The organism is Rhizobium sp. K102, from assembly GCF_022385315.1.
In the GTDB taxonomy this organism is placed as follows: Bacteria; Pseudomonadota; Alphaproteobacteria; order Rhizobiales; family Rhizobiaceae; genus Rhizobium; species Rhizobium croatiense.
Genome location: NZ_CP092436.1, coordinates 2,830,712 through 2,855,616 on the forward strand (window position 1 = coordinate 2,830,712; position 24,905 = coordinate 2,855,616).

19 protein-coding genes and 1 pseudogene are annotated in these 24,905 nt (G+C 62.4%); 9 read left to right on the plus strand and 11 right to left on the minus strand.

The features are described 5' to 3' along the window. The first annotated feature begins 118 nt into the window (after positions 1-118). Both aceA and MHI61_RS19975 read left to right on the plus strand, forming a co-directional pair. Positions 119-1,408 carry an isocitrate lyase gene (gene aceA, locus MHI61_RS19970; protein WP_239790223.1) on the plus strand — a complete coding sequence of 430 codons (1,290 nt, stop codon included), beginning with the start codon at positions 119-121 and terminating at the stop codon, positions 1,406-1,408. 21 nt (positions 1,409-1,429) lie between these two features. Further along, complete coding sequence (locus MHI61_RS19975; RefSeq protein WP_039617955.1) at positions 1,430-1,666, plus strand: hypothetical protein; 237 nt, start codon at positions 1,430-1,432, stop codon at positions 1,664-1,666. A 111-nt stretch (positions 1,667-1,777) separates the two neighbouring features. Here the strand turns inward: MHI61_RS19975 and MHI61_RS19980 are convergent, their stop codons facing one another. Continuing rightward, the gene (locus tag MHI61_RS19980; RefSeq protein ID WP_239790224.1) at positions 1,778-2,647 is read right to left on the minus strand and encodes a LysR family transcriptional regulator; all 870 of its coding nucleotides are present in this window, start codon (positions 2,645-2,647) and stop codon (positions 1,778-1,780) included. 91 nt (positions 2,648-2,738) lie between these two features. Between MHI61_RS19980 and MHI61_RS19985 the strand changes: the two genes are divergently transcribed. Beyond that, the gene (locus tag MHI61_RS19985) at positions 2,739-2,993 is read left to right on the plus strand and encodes a hypothetical protein (RefSeq protein WP_239790225.1); all 255 of its coding nucleotides are present in this window, start codon (positions 2,739-2,741) and stop codon (positions 2,991-2,993) included. Here MHI61_RS19985 and MHI61_RS19990 read toward each other — a convergent pair. The 4 genes from MHI61_RS19990 to MHI61_RS20005 all read right to left on the minus strand — a co-directional run bounded on the left by MHI61_RS19990 (position 2,966) and on the right by MHI61_RS20005 (position 9,397). After that, positions 2,966-4,813, minus strand: a complete 1,848-nt coding sequence (locus tag MHI61_RS19990) for a methyl-accepting chemotaxis protein (protein WP_239790226.1) — start codon at positions 4,811-4,813, stop codon at positions 2,966-2,968. The two genes, MHI61_RS19985 and MHI61_RS19990, sit on opposite strands and share 28 nt — an antisense overlap. A 203-nt stretch (positions 4,814-5,016) precedes the next feature. Further along, positions 5,017-7,545 carry a HAMP domain-containing methyl-accepting chemotaxis protein gene (locus tag MHI61_RS19995; RefSeq protein ID WP_239790227.1) on the minus strand — a complete coding sequence of 843 codons (2,529 nt, stop codon included), beginning with the start codon at positions 7,543-7,545 and terminating at the stop codon, positions 5,017-5,019. Between the two features lie 311 nt (positions 7,546-7,856). After that, complete coding sequence (locus tag MHI61_RS20000; protein ID WP_239790228.1) at positions 7,857-8,000, minus strand: hypothetical protein; 144 nt, start codon at positions 7,998-8,000, stop codon at positions 7,857-7,859. Positions 8,001-8,176: 176 nt separating this feature from the next. Next, positions 8,177-9,397, minus strand: coding sequence for an NAD(P)/FAD-dependent oxidoreductase (locus tag MHI61_RS20005; protein ID WP_239790229.1), 1,221 nt, complete (start codon positions 9,395-9,397; stop codon positions 8,177-8,179). An 87-nt stretch (positions 9,398-9,484) separates the two neighbouring features. On the opposite strand from MHI61_RS20005, the gene MHI61_RS20010 reads away from it, so the two are divergent. From MHI61_RS20010 to edd, 5 genes are all read left to right on the plus strand, one after another. Next, positions 9,485-10,921, plus strand: a complete 1,437-nt coding sequence (locus tag MHI61_RS20010; protein ID WP_097584615.1) for a glutamine synthetase family protein — start codon at positions 9,485-9,487, stop codon at positions 10,919-10,921. 10 nt (positions 10,922-10,931) lie between these two features. Then, positions 10,932-12,227, plus strand: a complete 1,296-nt coding sequence (locus tag MHI61_RS20015; RefSeq protein WP_239790230.1) for an FAD-binding oxidoreductase — start codon at positions 10,932-10,934, stop codon at positions 12,225-12,227. Between the two features lie 135 nt (positions 12,228-12,362). Further along, positions 12,363-13,838, plus strand: coding sequence for a glucose-6-phosphate dehydrogenase (gene zwf, locus MHI61_RS20020; RefSeq protein WP_222138808.1), 1,476 nt, complete (start codon positions 12,363-12,365; stop codon positions 13,836-13,838). Between the two features lie 10 nt (positions 13,839-13,848). After that, positions 13,849-14,547, plus strand: coding sequence for a 6-phosphogluconolactonase (pgl, locus tag MHI61_RS20025; RefSeq protein ID WP_239790231.1), 699 nt, complete (start codon positions 13,849-13,851; stop codon positions 14,545-14,547). A gap of 67 nt (positions 14,548-14,614) precedes the next feature. After that, positions 14,615-16,435 (plus strand): phosphogluconate dehydratase, encoded by a 1,821-nt coding sequence (edd, locus tag MHI61_RS20030; RefSeq protein ID WP_239790232.1) that lies wholly within the window; start codon positions 14,615-14,617, stop codon positions 16,433-16,435. A gap of 84 nt (positions 16,436-16,519) precedes the next feature. Here the strand turns inward: edd and MHI61_RS20035 are convergent, their stop codons facing one another. The 6 genes and pseudogenes from MHI61_RS20035 to MHI61_RS20060 all read right to left on the minus strand — a co-directional run bounded on the left by MHI61_RS20035 (position 16,520) and on the right by MHI61_RS20060 (position 23,572). Further along, positions 16,520-16,873, minus strand: a complete 354-nt coding sequence (locus MHI61_RS20035; protein WP_020920408.1) for a hypothetical protein — start codon at positions 16,871-16,873, stop codon at positions 16,520-16,522. Between the two features lie 176 nt (positions 16,874-17,049). Then, positions 17,050-18,138: a sn-glycerol-3-phosphate ABC transporter ATP-binding protein UgpC gene (gene ugpC / locus MHI61_RS20040; protein WP_097584623.1), complete on the minus strand. Its 1,089-nt coding sequence runs from the start codon at positions 18,136-18,138 to the stop codon at positions 17,050-17,052. 21 nt (positions 18,139-18,159) lie between these two features. After that, positions 18,160-19,812 carry an alpha-glucosidase gene (locus MHI61_RS20045; protein ID WP_239790233.1) on the minus strand — a complete coding sequence of 551 codons (1,653 nt, stop codon included), beginning with the start codon at positions 19,810-19,812 and terminating at the stop codon, positions 18,160-18,162. A gap of 34 nt (positions 19,813-19,846) precedes the next feature. Further along, positions 19,847-21,010 carry a carbohydrate ABC transporter permease gene (locus tag MHI61_RS20050; protein WP_222145697.1) on the minus strand — a complete coding sequence of 388 codons (1,164 nt, stop codon included), beginning with the start codon at positions 21,008-21,010 and terminating at the stop codon, positions 19,847-19,849. Position 21,011: 1 nt separating this feature from the next. Continuing rightward, positions 21,012-22,024, minus strand: a pseudogene (locus MHI61_RS20055) (sugar ABC transporter permease). A gap of 186 nt (positions 22,025-22,210) precedes the next feature. Further along, complete coding sequence (locus MHI61_RS20060; RefSeq protein WP_239790234.1) at positions 22,211-23,572, minus strand: ABC transporter substrate-binding protein; 1,362 nt, start codon at positions 23,570-23,572, stop codon at positions 22,211-22,213. A 298-nt stretch (positions 23,573-23,870) separates the two neighbouring features. Here MHI61_RS20060 and MHI61_RS20065 point away from each other — a divergent pair, with 298 nt between their 5' ends. After that, complete coding sequence (locus MHI61_RS20065; protein WP_239790235.1) at positions 23,871-24,893, plus strand: substrate-binding domain-containing protein; 1,023 nt, start codon at positions 23,871-23,873, stop codon at positions 24,891-24,893. Positions 24,894-24,905: the final 12 nt, after the last annotated feature.

The following is a 24,905-nucleotide window of genomic DNA, read 5'->3' on the forward strand; positions in this document are numbered from 1 at the left end:
TCCTCGTCATCTTAACCTCTTTCCACCTGGGAAATCAAAGGTTTTTCTGGTCATTCCGCGCAATTTTGTCAATCTTGTCATCAACACCCTGTTTTCGGTTTTTAGTGAGGAGATCAGCATGACCGATTTTTACAAGCTTGTTCCCAATGCACCGGCGGGCCGCTTCGACGGCATCGAAAGGCCCTATTCGGCCGCCGACGTGCAGCGGCTCAGAGGCTCGGTGGCGCTGACCCACACGCTGGCCGAAATGGGGGCGGACCGGTTGTGGCGGCTGCTGCGCCAGGAGGATTTCGTCAATGCGCTCGGCGCCCTTTCCGGCAACCAGGCTATGCAGATGGTGCGCGCTGGGCTGAAGGCCATCTACCTTTCCGGCTGGCAGGTGGCGGCCGACGCCAATACGGCATCGGCGATGTATCCCGACCAGTCGCTCTATCCCGCCAATGCCGGGCCGGAGCTTGCCAAGCGCATCAACCGCACGCTGCAGCGCGCCGATCAGATCGAGACATCAGAAGGCAACGGGCTTTCCGTCGAGACCTGGTTCGCGCCGATCGTCGCCGATGCCGAAGCCGGCTTCGGCGGGCCGCTCAACGCCTTCGAGATCATGAAGGCCTATATCGAGGCAGGTGCTGCCGGCGTCCATTTCGAGGACCAGCTCGCCTCGGAGAAGAAATGCGGCCATCTCGGCGGCAAGGTGCTGATCCCGACGGCCGCCCATATCCGCAATCTCGACGCCGCACGGCTTGCCGCCGACGTCATGGGCGTGGCGACGCTGGTGATCGCCCGCACCGACGCGGAAGCGGCAAAGCTGCTGACCTCCGACATCGACGAGCGCGACCAGCCCTTCGTCGATTGCGATGCCGGGCGAACGGTCGAAGGCTTCTACCAGGTCAAGAACGGCATCGAGCCGTGCATCGCCCGGGCCGTCGCCTATGCGCCGCATTGCGATCTGATCTGGTGCGAGACTTCCAAGCCGGATCTCGAGCAGGCGCGCCGCTTTGCCGAGGGCGTGCACAAGGTCCATCCCGGCAAGCTGCTCGCCTATAATTGCTCGCCTTCCTTCAATTGGAAGAAGAACCTCGACGAGGCGACGATTGCCAAGTTCCAGCGCGAACTCGGGGCGATGGGCTACAAGTTCCAGTTCATCACGCTCGCCGGCTTCCACCAGCTGAACTACGGCATGTACGAACTGGCGCGCGGCTACCGGCAGCGGCAGATGTCGGCCTATTCCGAGTTGCAGGAGGCGGAATTCGCCGCAGAGGACTACGGCTATACCGCCACCAAACATCAGCGCGAGGTCGGCACCGGCTATTTCGACGCCGTGTCGCTCGCCATCACCGGCGGCCGGTCATCGACCACCGCCATGCACGATTCAACCGAACATGCGCAGTTCAAACCGGCTGCGGAATAACCCGAACAGGAGGACAGAACCATGGCATCCATTTCACGCGTCCGGGAACGGGCCGAAGAGCAGACGTCCAGCATGAGCGAGGATCAGCAGACGACGATCCGCATGCTCGCCAATGACCTGCACCGGCTGAACCAGTCGGTCATGAAAGCCGTCGAGGCCGGCGTCTCGGTCGAACTGGTGCGCTCGGCCCGTCATCACGGCGGCGACGGCAACTGGGGCGACCTGCTCATTCCGGTCGTCGTCACCAACCGGCATTGACCGGGAGGTCCGATGCGGCCCGGCGATACGGAGCGCGCCTATCAATCAGAGCGCCCGCGCATTCGGCAGATGCGCGGGCGCCTTGCTGTAAACTCTATAACGCCCTGACGATCAGCCGCGGCTCGGCCGTTTCCCGGCGAAGAGATCGGCATAGCTTCGGATGAGCTTGGTCATTCGGTCGGCGACCGTGCGGATTTCGGGGCGATGGCGGTCCTCGGCATTCATGACGATCCATTGGCGGTGACGCAGTTCCGGCAGTTCGCCGCCCTGGCGCTGCAACTCGGGATGAAGATCGCCGACGAAACAGGGAAGCACGGTCTTGCCGGCGCCGGCGCGCACCAGATCCGGCAGCGAACGCGGCCGGTTGACGGTGGCGACGATCCCGGATGCGGCATGGGCGTGCGGCCAGCGCAGATAGGCCGAGATCGCTTCCTCCTCGCCGACGGCGATCCAGCGCTCGTCGGTCTCGGCGGCGTTGCGTCTGGCATAGACGGCATAGGCCACCTCTCCGAGCAGCCGTGCTGCCAGATTGGCTTCCGCCGGCTCGAAGGCGCGAATGCCGATATCGCTCTCGCGATAGGTAAGGCTCGCCCGCGCCTCGCCGATGGAGAGAGCAATGGCGAAGGCATCGCCCAGCATGCGGATTGCGGTGAAATTCTCCGTCAGCAGCCAGGCGACCCAGGTGCCGGCGGTGATCCTGACGGTGGTGCCGCCCTCACCGGATTGCCGCCAGGCTTCCACCTTGCGGGCGGCGGCTTCCATTTCCTGAAGATGATCGAGCAGCGCCTGGCCATCCTGCGTCAGCCTATAACCGGTCTGGCTGCGCGAAAACAGGGCGCGGCCGACCTCTTGCTCGAGCTCGAGCATGCGCCGACCGACCGTGGCGGGGCTGAGCCCGCTGGCAGCGCTCGCTCCCGTCAGACCGCCGAGCCGGGCGACCTGCAGGAAAAGCTGATAGGAATCCCAATTCGCGTTTTTCATTGTTGAAAAACATAGCGGGATTTTCCCTGTTTATGAAGCGAATTTTGACGCCTAAATGAAGTGATGTCTAAACATGAGAAAGGACATCGCCATGATCGACATGATCACCATCGCCGGCGTCCACGGATACCGGCATTACTGCAAGCCAAGCGGTTCCAAAGCGGATGAAGACCGGTTTTATGCCGAGTATGGAGACAGCAGCATCATCCGCTTCGCCGCCTGGCTGACTTCGATCGACCTCATTTTAAAGCGGGTCGCAGCGAACGGAAAACGCCGCAGCATTGCGGCGCAATCCTGCGGCCGTCACGGCCGTGCTCCTCAGGCGACTTTCCTCGCGCCGAGGTGAGCGGCCGCCGGTTCTGCGCCGAGGCGGAAACGCTCGATGAGCGCCATCAGCGTATCGGCTTCGCCGGCAAGCAGACGGCTTGCCTGCGTCGTCTCGGCAACCATCGAGGCGTTCTTCTGGGTCATCTGGTCCATGGCGTTCACAGAACCGTTAACCTCCTGCAGCGCCGCTGACTGATCGCGGCTGGCGGTGGCGATGGTCTCGACATGGCCGCTGATCGCGATGATCTCGTGGCTGATCGAGGCAAGGACGCTGCCGGTCTTCTGCACCAGCTCGGAGCCGGCCGTCACTTCGCGGCTCGACGTCTCGATCAGCGACTTGATCTCGCGCGCCGCATCGGCCGAACGCTGCGCGAGCTCGCGCACCTCCTGGGCGACGACGGCAAAGCCCTTGCCCGCCTCGCCAGCCCGCGCCGCCTCGATGCCGGCATTGAGCGCCAGAAGATTGGTCTGGAAGGCGATATCGTCGATCACCTCGATGATCTGCTCGATCCGCTGCGAGGCCTCTTCGATGCGTTCCATGGCAGCGACGGCATCGCCGACGACGGCGCCGGAATTGTCGGCGGTCTTCTTGGTGGCGGCAACGACGCTGTTGGCTTCACGGGCGCGCTCGGCGGAAGAGCGAACCGTGACGGTGATCTCTTCGACCGCGGCGGCGGTCTCCTCGAGGTTTGCCGCCTGCGCTTCGGTGCGTTTCGAAAGTTCGGCGGCGGAAGCCGAGACGGCGCCGCTGTTGCGCTGGATCGTCGAGGCGCTGTCGCGGATGCCGGAGAGCGTATCCTGCAGCCGCAGAAGCGAGGCGTTGAAATCGACGCGCAGCTGCTCCAGCCGGCCGACGAAGGGCGTGCCGATCGTCTGTGAGACGTCGCCCTGGGACAGGCGGCCGAGGCCGGCCGCAAGCTGGTTGACGGCAAAATCGATCTGGCCGTCGAGCGAGCGCTTGTCGGCATCGTTCCTGGCACGTTCGGCATCGCTCAAGGCGCGCTGTTCGGACGCCTCGGTTTCCAGGTCGCGGCGGGCGCGGGCGCTGTCGCGGAAGAGCGAGAGGGCGCGGCCGATCTCGCCGAACTCGTTTTTCTTCTCAAGACAGGGGATTGCCTCTTCGAGATCGCCCGAGGAGATCGAGTGGACGCTGGCGGTCAGCGCCTGCAAAGGCTTCACCGACTGGCGGATCGCATAGAAGGCGAGAACACCGACGAGCAGCATGACGACGGCGCCGATGCCGAGAACCAGGATCAGCAGTTCGTTCATGCGCTGATAATAGAACTCCATCGGAATGCCGATGAAGAGAATGCCGACATTGGCGTTCGATGCGTTCTTGATCGGGAAGTAACCGGTCATGAACTTGCGGCCGAACAGTTCGGCAGGGCCGAAATAGGCCTCGCCGCGGGCAAGAACCGGCTGGGCCGGGTGCTCGGCCGCAAGCTTGGTGCCGACGGCGCGGTCGCCGTTTTCCTTCTTGACGTTGGTGGATATGCGGACGTAGTCGCCGCCCTGCTTCTGGAAGATCGTCGCAACGCCGGCGATGGACTGGGCGGTGCGGTCGACCAGCGAATGATCGGCAAGGGCCGGAATAGCCTCTTCGGTGACGGCAGAAAGCTTGTTGTCCTTGACCTCGACCTCGGCGGCCTGATCGGCCGCGCCGTAGAGGACGGCCATGGCGCGGGCGGCGTCCCTCGCGTCGGAAACGGCGCCATCCATCACATGGCGGCTCAGATTGTAATAGGTCACGCCGACAATGGCCGCCGTGCTGATCGCCAGCAGAAACAGCGTGATCGCAACGATCTGGCGGACGATGGATGTAGAGAAAAGGCGCGGCATCAAAACCCCCGGCGACACAACAAGGGCTAAATTAGAGGAAAAGCGTTAAGGAAAATTTTCCGTAAATCTGAATTGGCCAGGATAAATCACCGCCCTGTTTTCGGACATTCCGATCGCCTGCCAAGGCAGCCGATCGCGCCTTACCAATACACAAACGGCCCCGGAAAACCGGGGCCGTCGAAACAATGGAAATCAAGCGCTGATCAGGCGGCGCGGTAGACTGGCGCTTCGCCCACCCCGTCAATCTTGAACTGCTGGATGAGGCGGCGCAGCGCATCGGCCTCGTCGGCCAGTTCGCGGCTGGCGGCGGTCGTCTCCTCCACCATGGCGGCGTTCTTCTGCGTCATCTGGTCCATCTGGTTGACGGTCGAGTTGACACTCTGCAGCGCGTTGGACTGGTCGTGGCTGGCGCGGGCGATCATCTCGACATGCTGGCTGATCGTGACGATCTGGGCGCTGATCTTGGCGAGCACCGTGCCGGTCTCCTGCACGAATTGCGAGCCGGAGCTGACCTCGTTGGTCGACTTGTTGATCAATCCCTTGATCTCCTGCGCCGCGGCGGCGGAGCGCTGGGCGAGTTCGCGGACTTCCATGGCGACGACGGCGAAACCCTTGCCGGCCTCGCCGGCGCGCGCCGCCTCGATGCCGGCGTTGAGCGCCAGCAAGTTGGTCTGGAAGGCGATCTCGTCGATGACGCCGATGATCTGCTCGATCTGGCGCGCGGCATCCTCGATGCGACCCATGGCGTCGATCGCGTTGCTGACGACGACGGCGGAATCGTCGGCGCTGCGCTTGGCCTGACGGACGATCTGGTCGGCATCCTTGGCGCGTTCGGCGGACGAGCGCACCGTGACGGTGATCTGATCGACGGCAGCCGCCGTCTCTTCGAGCGAAGCCGCCTGCTGTTCGGTGCGCTTGGAGAGATCCTCGGCCGACTGGGCCATCTGGTTGCCGTTGCCCTGGATCAGTTCGACATTGTCGCGGATCTGGCTCATCGTTGCCTGCAGGCGCAGCATCGAACCGTTGAAATCCTGACGCAGCTGTTCGAGGCGGCCGATGAAGGGCGTTTCGATCGTCGTCGAGATATCGCCCTGCGACATGCGCTCGAGGCCGGCGGCAAGCGCGTTGACCGCAAATTCGATCTGCCGGTCCATCTCGCGCTTTTCGGCGTCGTTGCGCTGGCGCTCGTGTTCGGCGGCGGCGCGTTCCTCGTCGCTCTGCTCCTCGATGCGGATCTTCGAGATGGCATTCTCCTTGAAGATGCCGAGGGCGCGGGCCATGTCGCCGATTTCGTCGTGGCGCTGCTCGCCTGAAATGCTGGTTTCCAGCGACCCTTCGGCGATACGGCGCATGGCGGCCGTGATCTGGCTGATCGGGCGCTGCAGCGTCAGCACCAGGGCGATGCCGCCGAGGATCGACAGCAGGATACCGAGACCGGTGGTGAGCACCGAGATGCTGTTTGCCTGGGTGCGCTCCGTGCCGGCCGTCTTTTTCTGCAGCTCGGCGAAATCGGTCAGCTTCGTCCAGATCTGATCGAGTTCCTGGCGGGCGGCGGCATAGGCCGTGACGCGCTCACCGATCGTATCGACGATCTTCGAGCCACCGCCGGAAATGGCGTCGAGGGCCGGCTGGATTGCGCCGGAAATGCCTTCGGCAAAGCCCATGCCCTTGGCGCTGGTGGTCAGCACCTGCATGTCCTTGCCGAGCGTGCCGGCCTGCTGCTGCAGGCGCACGAGATTGTCCTTGCTCGAGTTGGAGAGGAAATCGGACAGGACGATCTGCAGCGCATAGACGGAATTTTCCAGGCGCCGCGTATCCTGCAGGACGGAGTTGGTCTGGGCGATGCGGCCTTCGAGCTCGGCAAACCGCTGGGTCGCCTCGCGCATTTTCTGCGTCGCGGTCAGCTGCGTATAGGTCGAGGTCTGGCGGAAGCGGGACACGAGGCGGCCGAGTTCGGCGACGTTCTCGTCGGTCGGCGCGGGCATCTGGGCGATCGCCTTGATGCTGTCGATGGTCGCCGCCAGGGCGTCGATGACGTTTTTCTGATTGGTCGGAACCGAAATGGCGATCAGGCGCTGGGCCTTGATGATCTCCGGCATCTGTTCGTTGATGAAGGCGATCTTGTCCTGCGGCGTCTGCGGCTTGCTGAAGCCGCTGGCGACGGTGCCGAGGAAATCGCCACCCTTCAGCAGGCGGTCGGCGGTGCGAAGGGTGACGGTGGCGGCACTCTCGTCGCGCTGCAGCGCTGTCTGCAATTCCTCGGCCTGGTAGGAGACCGTGAAGCGGGTGCTGATCAGGCTCTTCTGCGCCGCGTCGATCTGCTCGTGCAGCGCGACTTCCTGCTCATGCAAGGCCCAGAGCTTGTCGACGACGCCTGAAATGTCCTTGGTGCGGCTCGAGGCTTCCGCAAGGCTGTCACGGCCGGCAGCTTGTTCGCCCACCTGGTTCAGCGTCTGGTCGAGCACGCCCTGCTGGGTCTTCAGATCGGTGAGCAGCTTGTCGCGCGCCGGCTGACTGGTGATGCGCAGGAAGTCGTCCATCGAACCGTAGAGATCCTTGAACCCGCTCAGCGACTGCAGCACGCTGTTGGAGATTTCCATGCGGCCCTGCAGAAGTCCGGAAGCATAAAGGCCCGTCAGGCCCACCGCCGAGATGGTCACAACGAAGGGCAGAACGAAGATCAGGACTTTCGTCTTGATCCTGAAGCGGGAAAGAATCTTGTCAATCAACATGGCGTTCCGGGCCTTTCATACACTACTCCTCCCGCGGGCAGCCATCAGGCGCGCCAGCCGAGTGCACATCAACTATTCTCTTTACATCGGGGAACCCGGAAGCCAGGCGGCAGTCATTGCCGGTTCATGTCCAAGCAAGTTGGAGATGCCCAAATAATCGCGGGCAATTGTGTCAGATTAGATATTAATTTTCGGATAAGCGATGATGGCGGTTAAAAGCCAAGGCGGTGAAATAGTTGCAATTTATGCCCCACGGGACCGCGATGTCGCGATCGAAAGGCGGCAAGGTTACTTTCGGATGAAAGGATAGGTCAGAGCAGGTGCGCGAGCAACAGCGCCAGGCTGGCGGCTGTGGCGCCGGCCGCGAGCATCAAATATCGCAGGACGGCCATCCTGATGTCAGGCTTTGCCTGGGTGATTGCGATTGCGCGGGCGCGTCGTGCGTGTCTGGTCATGCTCGAAACCTCACTCTTCTGACACAACAATCCAATAAAACGGCTTGCCGGTAAAGCTTAATCTAGGAAGAGCTTTGCAAACCGCCAATTGAGACAGGATGGCGCACCTCTCTTAAGAAGTCTTGAATCGGCATTTCTAATATACGGGTTCCGCCGATATGCAGAAAGCGAAAGCTTCAGGCGCATTCGCCCGCGGCAAATCCCGAGGCCCAGGCCCATTGGAAATTATAGCCGCCGAGCCAGCCGGTGACGTCGACGCATTCGCCGATGAAATAGAGGCCGGGCACGGCCTTGGCCTCCATGCTGCGTGAATCGAGCGCGGCCGTGTCGATGCCGCCAAGCGTCACTTCGGCGGTGCGATAGCCTTCAGAGCCGGAAGGCTTGATTGCAAAGTTCTGGGCGCTCGCGGCAAGGCTGAGCAGCGTCTTGTCGGGTAGGTCGGCCATATTGCCGGAGATCTTTTCGCGCTCGACGAGAAACTGCGCCAGCCTCTTCGGCAGGATCTCGCCAAGCGCGGTCTGGGCCGACTGGCGGCCGTTCAGCTGCTTTGCCGCCTTCAGCTGCGCGGCGATGTCGATATCCGGTTCGATGGCAAGGACGATTTCGTCGCCTTCGCGCCAATAGGAGGAGATCTGCAGGATGGCAGGTCCGCTCAAGCCCCGATGGGTAAACAGCAGCGCTTCGCGGAAGGCGGTCTTGCCATGGCGGATTTCGGCCGGAGCGGAAATGCCGGCAAGCGGCGCAATGCTTGCGAGCAGGCCGGGATCGAGCGTCAACGGCACCAGGGCCGGGCGGGTTTCGAGCACGGCGAGGCCGAACTGCTCGGCGAGGCGATAGGCAAAGCCGGTGGCGCCCATCTTCGGGATCGATTTGCCGCCGGTCGCGACGATCAGCGATGAGGCTTCATAGCCGCCCTGCCCGGTCGAGACGCGGAAGCCCGCATCGGTCCTTTCGACACCTGTTATCTCGGTAGTAAGATCGAGTGCCGCGCCGGCGGCGCGCATCTCGTCCAGGAGCATGCGGATGATGTCCTTGGCGCTGTCGTCGCAGAACAGCTGGCCGAGCGTCTTTTCATGCCAGGCAATGCCGTGCCGCTCGACCATGGCGATGAAATCGGCAGGCGTGAAACGGGCAAGCGCCGACTTGCAGAAATGCGGATTGGCGGACAGAAAATTCTTCGGCCCGGCATGGAGATTGGTGAAATTGCAGCGGCCGCCGCCGGAGATGCGGATCTTCTCGCCGGGCGCTCGCGCATGGTCGAGAACGACGACCGAGCGACCGCGTTTTCCCGCGCGGATGGCCGCCATCATGCCCGCCGCCCCGGCGCCGATGACGATGACGTCGCTTTTGCGCTGCAAACCCGTTTCCCCAATCAAATCGGCGTCTTCTTTTTCCATCGAAGGGCGAAAGTCAACGTTCTCGACCCCTCGCCAATTGGTAAAGTCCGGCTATGATGGCGCCACGATCAACCAAACCGGTGTGTCATGTCCCCAAAAAAGACGACGCTGAAGCCTGCCAGAACCGTACCCGCCTCGACGAAAACTCCTCCGGACCCCGGATCCCTGCGCGGCGTTGCGAACTGGAAGGAAGCGGCGCAGTGGCTGAGAGCCAGGGGCATCGAAGACATCGAATGCATCACGCCCGACCTTGCCGGCGTGCCGCGCGGCAAAATGATGCCGAGCTCGAAATTCACCTCCAACACCTCACTGGCGCTGCCTTCGGCGATCTACCGGCACACGATTTCCGGCGAATATCCCGAGGAGACGGAGAGCTTCCGCTACGAGCCGCGCGACAGCGACCTGAAGCTGATGCCGGATCTTTCGACACTGTCGGTCGTGCCCTGGGAGAGCGATCCGACGGCGCAGGTGATCTGCGACATCGTCGATTCGGATGGCGGCGAAGTGCCCTATACGCCGCGCAACGTGCTAAAGCGGATCATGAGCCTCTATCATGAGCGCGGCTGGAAGCCGATCGTCGCGCCCGAGATCGAATTCTACCTGGTCGCCAAGAACGACGATCCCGACTATCCGCTGCACCCGCCGAAAGGCCGGTCCGGCCGCTCGATCCTCGGCGGCCAGGGCTATTCGATCGCCGGCATCAACGAGTTCGACGAGCTGATCGATGACGTCTATCATTTCTCGGAGAAGCAGGGGCTGGAGATCGATACGCTGATCCATGAAGAGGGACCGGCCCAGCTCGAAATCAACCTGCGCCACGGCAATCCGATCGAGCTTGCCGACCAGGTGTTCCTGTTCAAGCGGACGATCCGCGAGGCGGCGCTGAAACACGACATCTACGCAACCTTCATGGCCAAGCCGATGCAGGGCCAGCCGGGTTCGGCGATGCATATCCACCAGTCGGTAGTCAATATCGAGACCGGCAAGAACATCTTCTCCAACCCCGATGGCTCGGCTTCGAAGGAATTCTTCCATTTCATCGGCGGCATGCAGAAATTCGTGCCGAGCGCGATGGCGATGCTGGCGCCCTATGTGAATTCCTACCGCCGCCTGCAGCCCGATATGTCCTGCCCAGTCAACAATGCCTGGGGTTACGACAACCGGACGACCGCCTTCCGTGTCCCGGTCTCCGATCCGCAGGCGCGGCGAGTGGAAAACCGGCTGCCGAGTTCGGACGCCAATCCCTATCTGGCGCTTGCCGCCTCGCTCGCTTCCGGCCTGCTCGGCATCATGAAGGAGATCGAGCCGACGGCGCCGACGGAGGATTCGGCCAATGAGGGCTCAATCGACCTGCCGCGCGGCCTCTTGGAAGCCGTGGCGCTGATGGAGGACGAGCCCGCCTTCGAAGAGGTGTTCGGCACGCAGTTCATCGGGCTTTATGCCGGCGTCAAGCGCGGCGAGTTCGAGACCTTCATGCAGGTGATCAGTCCCTGGGAGCGGGAATTCCTTCTGCTCAACGTGTGAGGGGATCGTCATGGCACGAAATGAGATGTGGCAGAGCCCGATCTCCCCGGGCCTATCCTGGTATCAGGCAACCGTCGGCGAGCGGCCCACCTATGCCGCTCTCGACGGCTCGAGAGCATGCGACGTCGCCATCATCGGCGGTGGCTATACCGGCCTGCAGGCCGCCTATCACCTCGCCAGGTCAGGCGTTTCGGTCGTCCTGATCGAGGCCTGCCGCTTCGGCGACGGAGCGTCCGGGCGCAATGGCGGCCAGCTCGGCACCGGCCAGCGATGGTGGCCGGAAGAGCTCGAGGAAAAAATCGGCTATCAACGCTCGAAGGCGCTGTTCGACGTTGCCGAGGCGGCCAAGCGCCATCTCCTCGATTTTGCAAGCGAGCACCAGATCGAGATCGACTTCGTGCCCGGCCAGCTCAATGTCGCCCACAAGGCAAGCTACGAATGCGACTATCGCGAGAACGCCGAGATCGCCGCGCAGCGCTATGACTATCCGCACATCAGCTTCATGGACAAGAAAGAGACGCAGGAAAGGCTCGGCTCGAAGCGCTTCCACTGCGGCGTGCGCGATGTCGGCACAGGCCATATCCATCCGCTGAAGCTGCTCATCGGGCTCGCCCGTGTCGCCGCCAACGCAGGTGCTGATATCTTCGAGATGACCAAGGCGACGGCGATCCGCCAGGGCGGCGGCAAGGTGACGATCGAAACAGAACGGGGCACGATCACCGCCGACCGGGCGCTGATCGCCTGCGACGGGCATATCGACGGCCTCGAACCGGTGACGGCAAGCCATGTCATGCCGATCCGCTCCTTCATCGGCGCCACCGTTCCCCTCGATAGGCATCCCGAAGTGCTGCCGGGCGGCGAGGCCGTCGCCGATTCGCGCTTCGTCGTGCGTTATTTCCGCCGATTCGAGGGCCGTCTGCTGTTCGGCGGACGCGAGGCCTATACGGCCGACAATCCGCGAGACATTTCGCAGCATATCCGCCGGCAGATCGGCGAAATCTATCCTGGTCTGAAAGACATCGAAATCACCCATGCCTGGGGCGGCAGCGTCGGCATCACCATGCCGCGCCAGCTCTTCGTGCGCGAGGTGATGCCGGGCGTCACCTCGATCGGCGGTTATTCCGGCCATGGCGTCATGCTGTCAAACTACTGTGGCAAGCTCTATGCGGAAACGGTGCTTGGGAAATCCGGCGATCTGGATCTGTTCAAATCGCTCGATATCCCGGCCTTTCCCGGCGGGGCCTGGATGCGGGCGCCGTTGCTTTTCCTCGCCTTGTCGTGGTTTGCGCTTCGCGACAAGTTTTAGTCCGCTTGCGGATTTCCTCTCATGGAAATTCGCTCTAGAACCGGTGCCCGACAGATTCATTGCACTGCACACTGGCTTTTTTAAATCGATTAGATTAAAAGGGCCGTCAACCAAGCCTGATTGAGAGACAAGCTCATGAGCAGCCAGATCATTCCCGTTGAGCCTTTTGATTACGTCGTCTTCGGCGGCAGCGGCGACCTTGCCGAACGCAAGTTGCTGCCGGCCCTCTATCATCGCCAGATCGAAGGCCAGTTCGGCGAACCGACCCGGGTGATCGGCGCTTCGCGCAGCCCGCTGACGCACGAGGAATACCGCAAATTCGCCCGCGATGCGCTGAAGGAACACCTGAAGAAGGGCGAATATGACGAGAACGAAGTCGAGAAGTTCTGCGCCCGCCTCTATTACGTCTCGGTCGACGCCCGCTCCGACAGCGGCTGGGATCAGCTGAAGAGGCTGCTCGACGAGAGCAAGGATCGGGTGCGCGCCTTCTATCTGGCGGTCGCACCCGGCATCTTCGGCGACATTTCGCAGAAGATCCATGACCATAAGCTGATCACCAAATCGACCCGCATCGTCGTCGAGAAGCCGATCGGCCGCGACCTCGCCTCGGCGCTGCAGCTCAACGACATGATCGGCCGCGCCTTCAAGGAAGAGCAGATTTTCCGCATCGACCACTATCTCGGCAAGGAAACGGTGCAGAACCTGATGGCGCTGCGCTTTGCCAATGCGCTCTACGAGCCGCTGTGGAACGCCAACTACATCGATCACGTGCAGATCACCGTGGCCGAAGCGGTCGGCCTCGAAGGCCGCGCCGGCTATTACGATACGGCCGGCGCATTGCGCGACATGGTGCAGAACCACATCCTGCAGCTGCTCTGCCTGACGGCGATGGAAGTGCCTTCGTCGATGGATTCGGAAGCCGTTCGCGACGAGAAGCTGAAGGTGCTGCGGGCGCTCAAGCCGCTCGATGCCTCCAATGTCGAGCAGGCGACGGTGCGCGGCCAGTATCGCGCCGGCGCATCCGGCAGCGGTCCGGTCAAGGGCTATCTCGAAGAGCTCGAAGGCGGCGTCTCCAACACCGAGACCTTCGTCGCCATCAAGGCGGAGATCAACAACTGGCGCTGGGCTGGCGTTCCCTTCTATATCAGAACCGGCAAGCGCCTGACCGGGCGCATGTCCGAGATCGTCATCACCTTCAAGCCGATCCCGCATGCGATCTTCGACCAGGCGGCCGGCCGCATCGTCGCCAACCAGCTGATCATCCGCCTGCAGCCGGATGAGGGCGTCAAGCAGTCGCTGATGATCAAGGATCCGGGTCCGGGCGGCATGCGCCTGCGCAACGTCTCGCTCGACATGAGCTTTGCCCAGGCCTTCAACGTCCGCAATCCCGACGCCTACGAACGCCTGCTGATGGACGTGATCCGCTCCAACCAGACATTGTTCATGCGCCGCGATGAAGTCGAAGCCGCATGGAAATGGGTCGACCCGATCCTGAAAGGTTGGGAAACCACCGGCCAGCAGGTGCAGGGCTATACGGCCGGCACCTGGGGCCCGAGCCAGGCCATCGCGCTGATCGAGCGCGACGGCCGCACCTGGCATGACGATATCTAGGACGACATCGATGGCATCGACCCTGCATTCCTTCGCCAGCCCCGCAGATCTCGCCGGCAGCCTCGCCGACAAGGTCGCCGATACGCTTTCGGCGGCGATCGCCGCCCGTGGCGCCGCCTCCATCGCCGTTTCCGGCGGCTCGACGCCAAAGGCCTTCTTCCAGGCGCTGTCGACACGCGACATCGCCTGGGACAAGGTGACGATCACGCTGGTTGACGAACGCTTCGTGCCGGCCGACAATACCCGCTCGAACCATCTGCTGGTCGATGCCAATCTCTTGCAGCACAAGGCAAAGGCGGCGCGGTTCGTGCCGCTTTACCAGCCGGCAGCCTCGGTCGAGGAGGCGGCAAGGCTGGCGACGGAAAAAAGCGCCGAGATCGGCATCCCCTTCGATGTGGTCATCCTCGGCATGGGCGGCGACGGCCACACGGCCTCGTTCTTTCCCGGCGGCAGCAATCTTGCCGAGGCGCTCGATGCCTCGACGCCGCGCGGCGTCATCACCATGGAGGCAGAAGGAGCCGGCGAGCCGCGCCTGACTTTCACCTTCTCCAGTCTCCAGGATGCGGCACTGCTGGTTCTCCATATCGAGGGCGAAGGCAAAAAAGACGTTCTCGCCAAGGCGGAAGGCAGCGGTGACGAGGCAGACATGCCGATCCGCGCCGTTCTGCGCCGGGCCACTTCCCCGGTCGAGATCTACTGGGCTCCCTGATACGGCCAGACGGCCGCCGGAGCCGGCGAACACTTTGAGACGAACCAGAACAAGGCAGGGATCTTCCATGTCCGCTCACGCACGCATTGCTGCGATCACCAACCGCATCGTCGAACGCTCGAAGCCGACCCGCGAGCACTATCTGGAACGGCTGCGCGGCGCCGCCTCCAAGGGCGTGCACCGCTCGGCGCTCGGCTGCGCCAACCTCGCCCATGGCTTTGCGGTCTGTTCCCCCGCCGAGAAGGACGCGCTTGCCGGCGACCGCATTCCCAATCTCGGCATCATCACTGCCTATAACGACATGCTCTCGGCCCACCAGCCGTTCGAGACCTATCCCGCAATCATCCGTGAGGCGGCCGCCGAGGCAGGCGGCGTCGCCCAGGTGGCCGGCGGCGTGCCTGCCATGTGCGACGGCGTCACCCAGGGGCAGCCGGGCATGGAGCTGTCGCTCTTTTCGCGCGACCTGATCGCCATGGCCGCGGGCGTCGGCCTGTCGCACAATATGTTCGATGCCGCCCTCTTCCTCGGCGTCTGCGACAAGATCGTTCCCGGCCTCGTCATCGCCGCCCTCTCCTTCGGGCACCTGCCGTCGATCTTCGTTCCGGCCGGCCCGATGACGACGGGCCTCCCCAACGACGAGAAGTCGCGGGTGCGTCAGCTCTTCGCCGAGGGCAAGGTCGGGCGCGCCGAGCTCCTGGAGGCGGAATCGAAATCCTATCACGGCCCAGGCACCTGCACCTTCTACGGCACGGCCAACTCCAACCAGATGCTGATGGAGATCATGGGCTTCCATATGCCCGGCTCCTCCTTCATCAATCCCGGCACGCCGCTGCGCGAAGCGCTGACGCGCGAGGCCGCCAAGCGGGCGCTGGCGATCACCGCGCTCGGCAACGAATTCACGCCAGCCGGCGAGATGATCGACGAACGTTCGGTCGTCAACGGCGTCGTCGGCCTGCATGCGACCGGCGGCTCGACCAACCACACGCTGCACCTCGTCGCCATGGCGCGGGCAGCCGGCATCCAGCTCACCTGGCAGGACATCGCCGAGCTTTCGGAAATCGTGCCGCTGCTTGCCCGCGTCTATCCGAACGGACTTGCCGACGTGAACCATTTCCAGGCGGCCGGCGGCATGGGCTTCCTGATCAAGGAACTCCTGAAGTACGGCCTGGTGCATGACGACGTGCGCACGGTCTTCGGCCAGGGCCTCCAAGCCTATACGGTCGATGCCCGCCTCGGCGAAAACAGCACCGTCCTGCGCGAGCCGTCGCCGGAGAAGAGCCATGATCCGAAGGTGCTCTCCAGCATCGAGACGCCGTTCCAGGCGAATGGCGGGCTGAAGATGCTGCGCGGCAATCTCGGCAAGGCAGTCATCAAGATCTCCGCCGTCAAGCCGGAGCGCCACATCATCGAGGCGCCGGCGATCGTCTTCCACAGCCAGCAGGAACTGCAGGACGCCTTCAAGGAAGGCAAGCTCAACCGCGATTTCGTCGCCGTCGTGCGCTTCCAGGGACCGAAGGCGAACGGCATGCCGGAACTGCACAAGCTGACGCCGCCGCTCGGCGTGCTGCAGGATCGCGGCTTCCGCGTGGCGCTTCTGACCGACGGGCGCATGTCCGGCGCATCCGGCAAGGTGCCGGCGGCGATCCACGTCACGCCGGAAGCGGTCGACGGCGGCCCGATCGCCCGCATCAAGAACGGCGACATCATTCGCCTGGACGCGATCAAGGGCACGCTCGAAGTGCTCGTCGATGCGGCCGACTTGGCCGAGCGCGAACCGGTGACCGTCGATCTTTCCGACAATGAATTCGGCATGGGCCGCGAGCTCTTCGCGCCCTTCCGCCGCGCCGTCGGCGCTTCGGACCAGGGTGCGAGCGTTCTCTTCCACTGAACGTAACCAACGTAAATAAGCAAAAACCCGCGGGGCGCACGCAGCGTCCCGCGGGTTTTGCTATTGGCAGTCCCGATCTATCCGTCAGGCGCGGATATCGAGGACGTAATCCTTGTGCGCCGGGTGCGTGCTGTAGACGAAGATCTTGTTCAGCTCCTTTTGCGTCAGCAGGCGCAGGAAGCGGACTTCGATCGTATTGTTGGCGTTGACCTTCATCAGCAGGCAGCCGACCTTGGTGATGCGGGCATCCGGAATGTCCAGATAGAACTGCTTCGGCAGGCTGAACTGGGTCAGAATTGCGAGCGTCGCGCTGCTCATCGAGATCCGGACGATGTCGCAGCGGCGCGAAGCCGCGTGCATGACGCCCTTTTCCGTATATTCGATGCGCGCGGCATTCATCGTGTCCTCCATTTTGAACCGCGCCTCGCGGTCATACATGAAGGATTCTTCCTTGCTCAGGAAATGAGATCTTGGCTGTGACGGATTGGAAGCGGCCACTTGCTTATCCCCTCATAAATTGACGAAGGAAAAAGTAGCAGCCGATCTTTAACAGAAAGTGAGAATTCGGTCCGCCAAGTATAATTCTCGGGATGTTTACCCCAAAAATGGCGATCTCATTTCCGGTAGGTGTGGCCGCTCGCATCGAAGAGATGCAGCTTCTGCCGGTCGGCGGCAAAGCGCATCCTCTGGCCCTTATGGACATCATAAATGCCGGGCAGTTTGACGACGATCGGCTCGCCGGGGACCAGGCCTTCGATATAAAGCAGCGTCACTTCGCCGAGCGCTTCGACGATCGAGACCTCGCCCTCGAAAACATAGTCGGCACCGTCGGCGATCCTGAGATCTTCCGGGCGAACACCGAAGCTCGCCTCTTTGCCCTTCTCGGACGCGTCGGTCGCCACATCGAGCGTGACCGACATGCCGCCGGTCAGCGTCACGGTCGTCTGGCTGCCGGTGCCTGATATCGTCGCGGGGATGATGTTCATGGCCGGCGAGCCGATGAATTTCGCCACGAAGAGGTTGGCGGGGCGCTCGTAAAGCTCCAGCGGCGCGCCGACCTGCTCGATATTGCCGGCGGAAAGCACGACGATGCGGTCGGCAAGCGTCATCGCCTCGACCTGGTCGTGGGTGACGTAGATCATCGTCGTATCGGCCATCTGCTCGTTGAGGCGGGCGATCTCGATGCGGGTCGCGACGCGCAACGCAGCGTCGAGGTTGGACAGCGGCTCGTCGAACAGGAAGACCTTGGGGTCGCGGCAGATGGCGCGGCCGATCGCCACGCGCTGGCGCTGGCCGCCGGAAAGCGCCTTCGGCAGGCGGTCGAGATATTTGCCCAGTTGCAGGCTGTCGGCCGCCGCCCGCACGCGGCGGTCGATCTCCTGCTTGCTTTCGCCGGCGATCTTCATACCGAAGGCCATGTTGTCGTAGACGGTCATATGGGGATAGAGCGCGTAGGACTGAAAGACCATGGCAATGCCGCGCTTCGACGGCGGCACGTCGTTGACGAGCTGGCCGTCGATATACATCTCGCCGCCGGTAATCGCCTCGAGACCGGCGATCATGCGCAGAAGGGTGGATTTGCCGCAGCCGGACGGACCGACAAAGACGATGAATTCGCCCTGCTTGATATCGAGGTCGATGCCGTGGAGAACGTCCACGGAACCGTAGGATTTGCGGATATCCTTCAGCGTCAGTCCAGTCATGTCTCACTCCCCTCCTGATCCTTAAGCGAGACGGGCGAAATACGCCCCCCAGGCCGGAATATCGATCTTGTCGCCATAGTTGTTGCTGATAAAGCCGTGCCCCGTCAACGCCTGCCATTCTCCCGCAGGCAGGGTAACGCCTGTTTCGGCCGGGCTCATGTTGAAGATGCAGAGCAGCTTCTCGTCACTGTATTCGCGGGTGAAGACCAGGGTATCGCCCTCAGTCTCCTCAAATTCAATCTCGCCCTTGGCAAAGGCCGGGTGAAGCTTGCGGAAGGCGATGAAGCGTCGATAGTGCTCGAGCACGGAAGTCTCGTCGCCCTGCTGGACGTTGACGGCGCGCAGAATATGTTCGACCGGCACCGGCAGCCAGGGCTTGACTGTCGAAAAGCCGCCCTGGGTGACGTGGCTGTCCCAGACCATCGGCGTGCGGCAGCCGTCACGGCCTTTGAACTCCGGCCAGAACTGGATGCCATAGGGATCCTGCAGATCCTGATAGGCGAGATCGGCTTCGGTCAGCGCCAGTTCCTCGCCCTGATAGAGGCAGACGGAACCGCGCAGCGTCATCAGCAGCGAAGCATAGAGCTTGGCGAAGGCGTCGTGATCGGCGACCAGCCCGCCCCAGCGGCTGACATGGCGCATGACGTCGTGATTGGAGAAGGCCCAGCAGGCCCAACCATCGGGGGCTGCGGCTTCGAAATCCTCCATCACCTCCTCGACGCGCTCCGGCGTCAGCGGATCGGGCGCCAGGAACTCGAAGGCGTAGCACATATGCATCTTATCGTTGCCCGACGTGTATTCGCCGACGATTTCGAGGCCGCGCTGGCTGTCACCGACCTCGCCGACGGCGGCGATTGCCGGATATTCCTCGAGAACGGCGCGGAAGCGCTTCAGGAAGGCGAGGTTCTCCGGCCGGTTCTTGTCGTAGACATGCTCCTGGAAGTTATAGGGATTGACCGCCGGTGCCGTCGAGGCGTTGCGGCGCTCAGGCGCCAATGCCGGATTGTCGCGCAACAGCGGGTCGTGGAAATAGAAGTTGATGGTGTCGAGGCGGAAGCCGTCGACGCCGCGATTGAGCCAGAAGCGCACGACATCGAGCAGACGGTCCTGCACCTCCGGGTTATGCAGGTTCATGTCCGGCTGTGAGGTCAGGAAATTGTGCAGGTAATATTGCATGCGCGTCGGATCCCATGCCCATGCCGAGCCGCCGAAGATCGACAGCCAGTTGTTCGGCGGCGTGCCGTCCGGCTTGGCGTCGGCCCAGACATACCAATCGGCCTTGGCGTTGGTCTTGCTGGAGCGGCTCTGCACGAACCAGGGATGCTGGTCGGAGCTGTGCGAGATGACCAGGTCGATCATCACGCGGATGCCGAGGCGATGGGCCTCGGCGATCATCGTGTCGAAGTCCACCAGCGTGCCGAAGATCGAGTCGACATTTTCATAATCGGAAACGTCGTAACCAAAATCGCGCATCGGCGAGGTGAAGAAGGGCGAGATCCAGATGGCATCGACGCCGAGGCTTGCCACATGCGGCAGGCGGGCGGTGATGCCTTTCAGGTCGCCGATGCCGTCGCCGTTCGAATCCTGGTAAGAGCGCGGGTAGATCTGATAAATCACCGCGCCGCGCCACCAGTCCTTATCGGGAGTCGAGATCGATTGGGGAGCCACGTTCATGGAATATCCTGTCTGAAGTCACGTTCGAAAATGGTCAGCCGCCCTTGACCGAGCCGGCCAGCAGACCACGCACCAGATAGCGCTGCAGCCCGAAGAAAACGAGCAGTGGCACGATGATGGTGACGAAGGCCGACGCCGTCAAAATCTCCCAATTGCCGCCGCGCGAGCCGAGCAGCGCGTTGAGGCTGCCGGTCAGCACGATGTGGTCCTTGTCGGTGCCGAGGAAGACCATGGCGACGAGCAGGTCGTTCCAAACCCACAGGAACTGGAAGATGGCGAAGGAGGCGAGTGCCGGGAAGGACAGAGGCAAAACGATGCGGGTAAAGATCTCGAAGTCGCTCGCACCGTCGACACGGGCGGATTCGATGATCTCCTTCGGCAGGCCGGCAATATAGGCCCGCAGCAGAAAGATGGCGAGCGGCATGCCGAAGGCGGTGTGGGCAAGCCAGATGCCGGGATAGGTCTTCGACGGCTGGCCGAGCATGTTGCCCACTTCGTTATAAAGGCGCAGCAGCGGGATCAGCGACATCTGCAGCGGCACGACGATGAGACCGACGACGAGCGCAATCAGCAACGCGCGGCCGGGAAAGTCCATCCAGCTCAGGGCATAGGCGGCGAAAGCGGCAATCAGGATCGGGATGATCGTCGCCGGGATCGTCACGGTCAGCGAATTGATGAAGGACTGGCCGATGCCCTCGCCGGTGAGAACCGTATTGTAGTTCTGCAGCGTGAATTCCGGCGGCGCCGAGACGGAGACATAGATACGCCGCGGCCGCTCGTCGGGCGAGAAGGCGGCGTTCTTCATGTAGCGGTAGCTGCCGTCGCTGTTGATCAGCAGGCTTTCGCCGTCGCCGAGATCGGCCGTCTGGCCGGCCTCGAAGGCCGCCGGCTGCTGCACGCGGTTGCCGAAGGCCTTTACCGAGCGGCCGGTCTGTCCTTCCAGCACATTGCCCGAAATGACGTAGGTAGCGCCTTCCTGCTTTTGCTGGTCCGGCGTGCCAAGGCGCACGGCGACCGTCTGCGTCGAGCCGACGAAGGACGTCCACCAGCCGGACACAACGATCTGGTCCTTGTCGCGTAGGGCGCTGACGAAGATCCCAAGCGTCGGGATCAGCCAGATGATGACGATCAGGAGAACCGCAAGGTGGACGAAGAGGCGGGCGGGACCGATCTTGAAGTAGCTTCCGACAGCGGTCATCTCAATGGCCCTTCAGTTCGCGGTTGGCGCGGCGCACGTTCCAAACCATGATCGGCGTGACGGCGAGCATGATGATGATGGCGATGACGGCACTTCGGCCAGAATCGCCGCCCCGCGGAACATCCAGTCGAACATCAGGTTCGCCAGAACCATCGTCTGCCACTGGCCGTTGGTCATGGTCAGCACGATATCGAAGACCTTGAGGACGAGGATGGTAATCGTCGTCCAGACGACGGCGATGGTGCCCCAGACCTGCGGCACCATGATGCGCCAGAAGATCTGCCAGCCGTTGGCGCCATCGATGACGGCGGCCTCGATCGTCTCCTCGGGAATGCCGCGCAGTGCCGCCGACAGGATGACCATTGCAAAACCGGTCTGGATCCAGATCAGGATGACCATCAGGAAGAAATTGTTCCAGAAGGGAACCGAGATCCATACCTCCGGCGTGCCGCCGAAGAGCTGGACGATGGCGTTCAGGAGGCCGATCTGGACATCGTTGCCGCCGCGATATTCATAGATGAATTTCCAGATGACCGAGGCGCCGACGAAGGAGATCGCCATCGGCATGAAGACGATGCTCTTGGCGATATTGCCCCACCAGATGCGATCGGTCATGACGGCGATGACCAGACCGAAGAAGGTGCAGGCGGCCGGCACGACGGCGAGCCAGAGGATGTTGTTGAAGATCGACTGGCGGAATTCGCGGTCGCCGATCGCCCATTTGTAGTTGGCGAGGCCGACGAACTGCAGGCCGGTGCGGTCATAGAAGGAGAGAATGAAGGTCGCAACGACGGGATAGACGAGGTAGACGAAGAGCAGGAAGAGCGCCGGGCCGATGAACAGCCACGGACGGATGAGGGCGCGGCGGTTGAGGTTGCGCGAGGCGGCGCGGATGTCGCCATCCTTGACCGGCAGGGCGAGATCCAGGAGCTTGTTGGAAAAATAGAAATAGGCCGAGCACGCAAAAACGGCGACGACCACCACGCCCAAAGCGGACACTATCTGCGACACCATTTCGTCTCTCCCTGCTTCCTAATCTTTTTCCGGCCAGCTTCATCCTGAAGGATTCGAGCCGGTTACCCTCTCAATACATCTGCATGGTGCGATTACAGCATATCCTGCGATTGGCCGGGCTCTTGGCGAGCCCGGCCAGTTATGCAGGCCATACCGCCGGCAAGCCGGCGGCAGCATTTTGGAAGATTACTTGATGCCGTCCCAGGCGCTCTGGATTTCGCTGGCAGCTTCCTCGGCGGACTTGCCGCCGACGAAATCGACCATGCCTGTCCAGAAGGCGCCGGCGCCGATCTTGCCCGGCATCAGGTCGGAACCGTCGAAGCGGAAGGTGGTGGCGGAGGTCAGAATCTCGCCTTCCTTCTTCATCTGCGGATTGGCATAGGCGTCGACGCTGACGCCCTTGTACGGTGTCAGGAAGCTCGACTGCGCCATCCAGACTTCATGCGCGATCGGGGTCTTCAGGAAGTCGATGAAGGCGCGGGCAGTCTTCGAGTCCTTGGCGATCGAAACCAGCGTGCCGGCACCGAGAACCGGCTTGCCGAGTTCTGGATGCGAAGCATAGGTCGGCATGTAGAAGAAGTCGGCATCCTGGCCGAGCTTCGTGCCCTCAGGGAAGAAGGACGGAATGAACGAGGCCTGATGGTGCATGTAGCACTTCGGGGGAACGGAGAAGAGGCCCTTCGGGCTGTCGCGGAAGTCGGTTGAGGCCACGGCCGCGACGCCGCCATTGACGTATTTCTCGTTCTTGGCGAACTTGCCGAATTCGTCGATCGCTGCAACGACGGCCGGGTCGGTGAACTTCAGCTCGTTGGTCGTCCACTTGTCATAGGCTTCCGGCGGCTGCATGCGCAGCATGATGTCCTCGACCCAGTCGGTCGCCGGCCAGCCGGTGGCGCCGCCGGAACCGAGACCGATGCACCAGGGAACGCCGCCATCCTTGACGATCTGGTCGGTCAGGGCATGCAGCTCTTCCATGGTCGTCGGGATCTTGTAGCCGGCTTCCTCGAAATTCTCCGGAACGTACCAGACCAGCGATTTCACGTCGGCCTTGTAAGGAAAGGCGTAGAAGGCTTCCTTGCCGTCCTTGCCCTTGTAGGTGCCGTAACCGACCCAGCTGTCGCCGGCACCGTAATTGTCCTTGAGCCACTTGGAGTTGTCATCGCCGAGCGGCGTCAGAAATCCCTTGCCGGCGAGGTCGGCGAGGAGGCCAGGCTGCGGCAGAATGGCAATGTTCGGCGGCGAGCCCGCCTGCGTGTCGATGACGATCTGCTGCTCGTAGTTTTCGGAAGAGGAATATTTCGCCTCGATGCCGGTCGCTTCGGTGAAATAGGCAAGAACGCTCATGAAGAACGCCTCGTCTTCGCCGCGCCACGGCCCGAAGATCGTCAGCGGCTGCCCCTTCAGATCGGCATGCGCGGCCTTGAATTCGTCATAGCTTTTCCAGTTGAACTTGGAATCCTGTCCCGGGGCAAATTTCAGATCGGCCGCGGACGCAGCACCGGCAAAAAGCGCCGCAACGGCAACGCCCACCAAAAATGACTTTTTCATGTGATCAACCTCCCATCACAATCCCAACCCGCGCCGAATTCTCCGCAAAAAGAAATTTCAAAGCGCTTTGACACCCAACTCATTTCACTTCCAGTGGAATGAAGTCAAGTCAATTCGCGAAAACTCGCCATAAACACGCGGGATATCGCAGCGCAACGGCGCCTATCGGGGAATATGGAGCGATTTTTCTTGAGTTAAGCGCGCGAGATGCTACATATTTGAAAGCGCTTTGGATGCCATTGGGAGGCGGCAGGCCTTTTAGAGCGGCCGACGGGCGGGCCGGGAGGAAGCATAACAGGTGAATCTCAAACAGCTATCGGAATTGCTCGGGCTGTCGCAGACGACGGTGAGCCGGGCGCTCAACGGCTATCCCGAGGTCAATGAAGCGACCCGAGAGCGCGTGCTCCAGGCCGTCAAGGAAACCGGGTACCGGCCGAACAAGGCTGCCCAGCGGCTTGCGACCGGCAAAGCAGGCTCGATCGGCCTGGTCATGCCGACGGCGCCCGGCCACCAGTCCGACGTGCATTTCGGCGAATTCCTGGCCGGGCTCGGCGAGGAAGCCGTGCGTCACGATTTCCATTTCGTCATCATGCCGGCCGATCCTGACGACGAGGTGGCGGCACTCCGGCGGCTTGCGATCAGCGGCAATGTCGACGCACTGTTCGTCGCCTATATGCGCGGCCACGATCCGCGGCTTCCCATGCTGAAATCGCTCTCCATGCCCTATGTCGTGCATGGCCGCTCCTTCGGCGCGGAGCCGGATTATCCCTATCTCGACATCGACAATGAAGGCGCCTTCTACGACGCGACCCGGCTGCTGCTGCAGCTCGGCCATACGCGCTTTGCGCTGATGAACGGGCCGACGCATCTCGATTTCGCCATCCGCAGAAGGAACGGCGTCATCTCGGCCCTTGCCGAACGCGGCCTGACGCTCGAGGAGGATTGCGTGAGCCACGCGCTGATGACCGACGAACAGGGCCTTCTGGCGATGGAGCGCTTCCTGCAACTGCCGCAGCGGCCGACCGCGATCCTATGCTCCAGTACGGTCATGGCGCTGGGGGCGATCCGCGCGGTCAACCAGGCGGGTTTGCGGCTCGGCGAGGACATCTCGCTGATCGCCCACGACGACGTGCTGCCGCTCTTGAAGCCGGAAAGCTTCTCCGTGCCGCTGACGACCACACGCTCCTCGCTCAGGGCCGCCGGCGCCCGCATCGCCCAGCGGCTGATCGGCACCGTGAAACAGGCCGGCCCCTTCCCCGAGCAGGAACTCTGGAAGACCGAACTGATCGTCAGGGCCTCAACCGGCCCTGCCCCCAGTTAACACCAGGCCGTC

Coding starts and splice junctions, on each gene's coding strand:
- ugpC (WP_097584623.1), bottom strand. CDS start 18,138: ATGACTGGACTGACGCTGAAGGATATCCGCAAATCCTACGGTTCCGTG.
- MHI61_RS20045 (WP_239790233.1), bottom strand. CDS start 19,812: ATGAACGTGGCTCCCCAATCGATCTCGACTCCCGATAAGGACTGGTGG.
- MHI61_RS19975 (WP_039617955.1), top strand. CDS start 1,430: ATGGCATCCATTTCACGCGTCCGGGAACGGGCCGAAGAGCAGACGTCC.
- edd (WP_239790232.1), top strand. CDS start 14,615: ATGTCCGCTCACGCACGCATTGCTGCGATCACCAACCGCATCGTCGAA.
- MHI61_RS19980 (WP_239790224.1), bottom strand. CDS start 2,647: ATGAAAAACGCGAATTGGGATTCCTATCAGCTTTTCCTGCAGGTCGCC.
- MHI61_RS20035 (WP_020920408.1), bottom strand. CDS start 16,873: ATGTATGACCGCGAGGCGCGGTTCAAAATGGAGGACACGATGAATGCC.
- MHI61_RS19990 (WP_239790226.1), bottom strand. CDS start 4,813: ATGCCGCGCCTTTTCTCTACATCCATCGTCCGCCAGATCGTTGCGATC.
- MHI61_RS19995 (WP_239790227.1), bottom strand. CDS start 7,545: ATGTTGATTGACAAGATTCTTTCCCGCTTCAGGATCAAGACGAAAGTC.
- aceA (WP_239790223.1), top strand. CDS start 119: ATGACCGATTTTTACAAGCTTGTTCCCAATGCACCGGCGGGCCGCTTC.
- MHI61_RS20050 (WP_222145697.1), bottom strand. CDS start 21,010: ATGACCGCTGTCGGAAGCTACTTCAAGATCGGTCCCGCCCGCCTCTTC.
- MHI61_RS20015 (WP_239790230.1), top strand. CDS start 10,932: ATGGCACGAAATGAGATGTGGCAGAGCCCGATCTCCCCGGGCCTATCC.
- zwf (WP_222138808.1), top strand. CDS start 12,363: ATGAGCAGCCAGATCATTCCCGTTGAGCCTTTTGATTACGTCGTCTTC.
- MHI61_RS20060 (WP_239790234.1), bottom strand. CDS start 23,572: ATGAAAAAGTCATTTTTGGTGGGCGTTGCCGTTGCGGCGCTTTTTGCC.
- MHI61_RS20010 (WP_097584615.1), top strand. CDS start 9,485: ATGTCCCCAAAAAAGACGACGCTGAAGCCTGCCAGAACCGTACCCGCC.
- MHI61_RS20005 (WP_239790229.1), bottom strand. CDS start 9,397: ATGGAAAAAGAAGACGCCGATTTGATTGGGGAAACGGGTTTGCAGCGC.
- MHI61_RS19985 (WP_239790225.1), top strand. CDS start 2,739: ATGATCGACATGATCACCATCGCCGGCGTCCACGGATACCGGCATTAC.
- MHI61_RS20000 (WP_239790228.1), bottom strand. CDS start 8,000: ATGACCAGACACGCACGACGCGCCCGCGCAATCGCAATCACCCAGGCA.
- pgl (WP_239790231.1), top strand. CDS start 13,849: ATGGCATCGACCCTGCATTCCTTCGCCAGCCCCGCAGATCTCGCCGGC.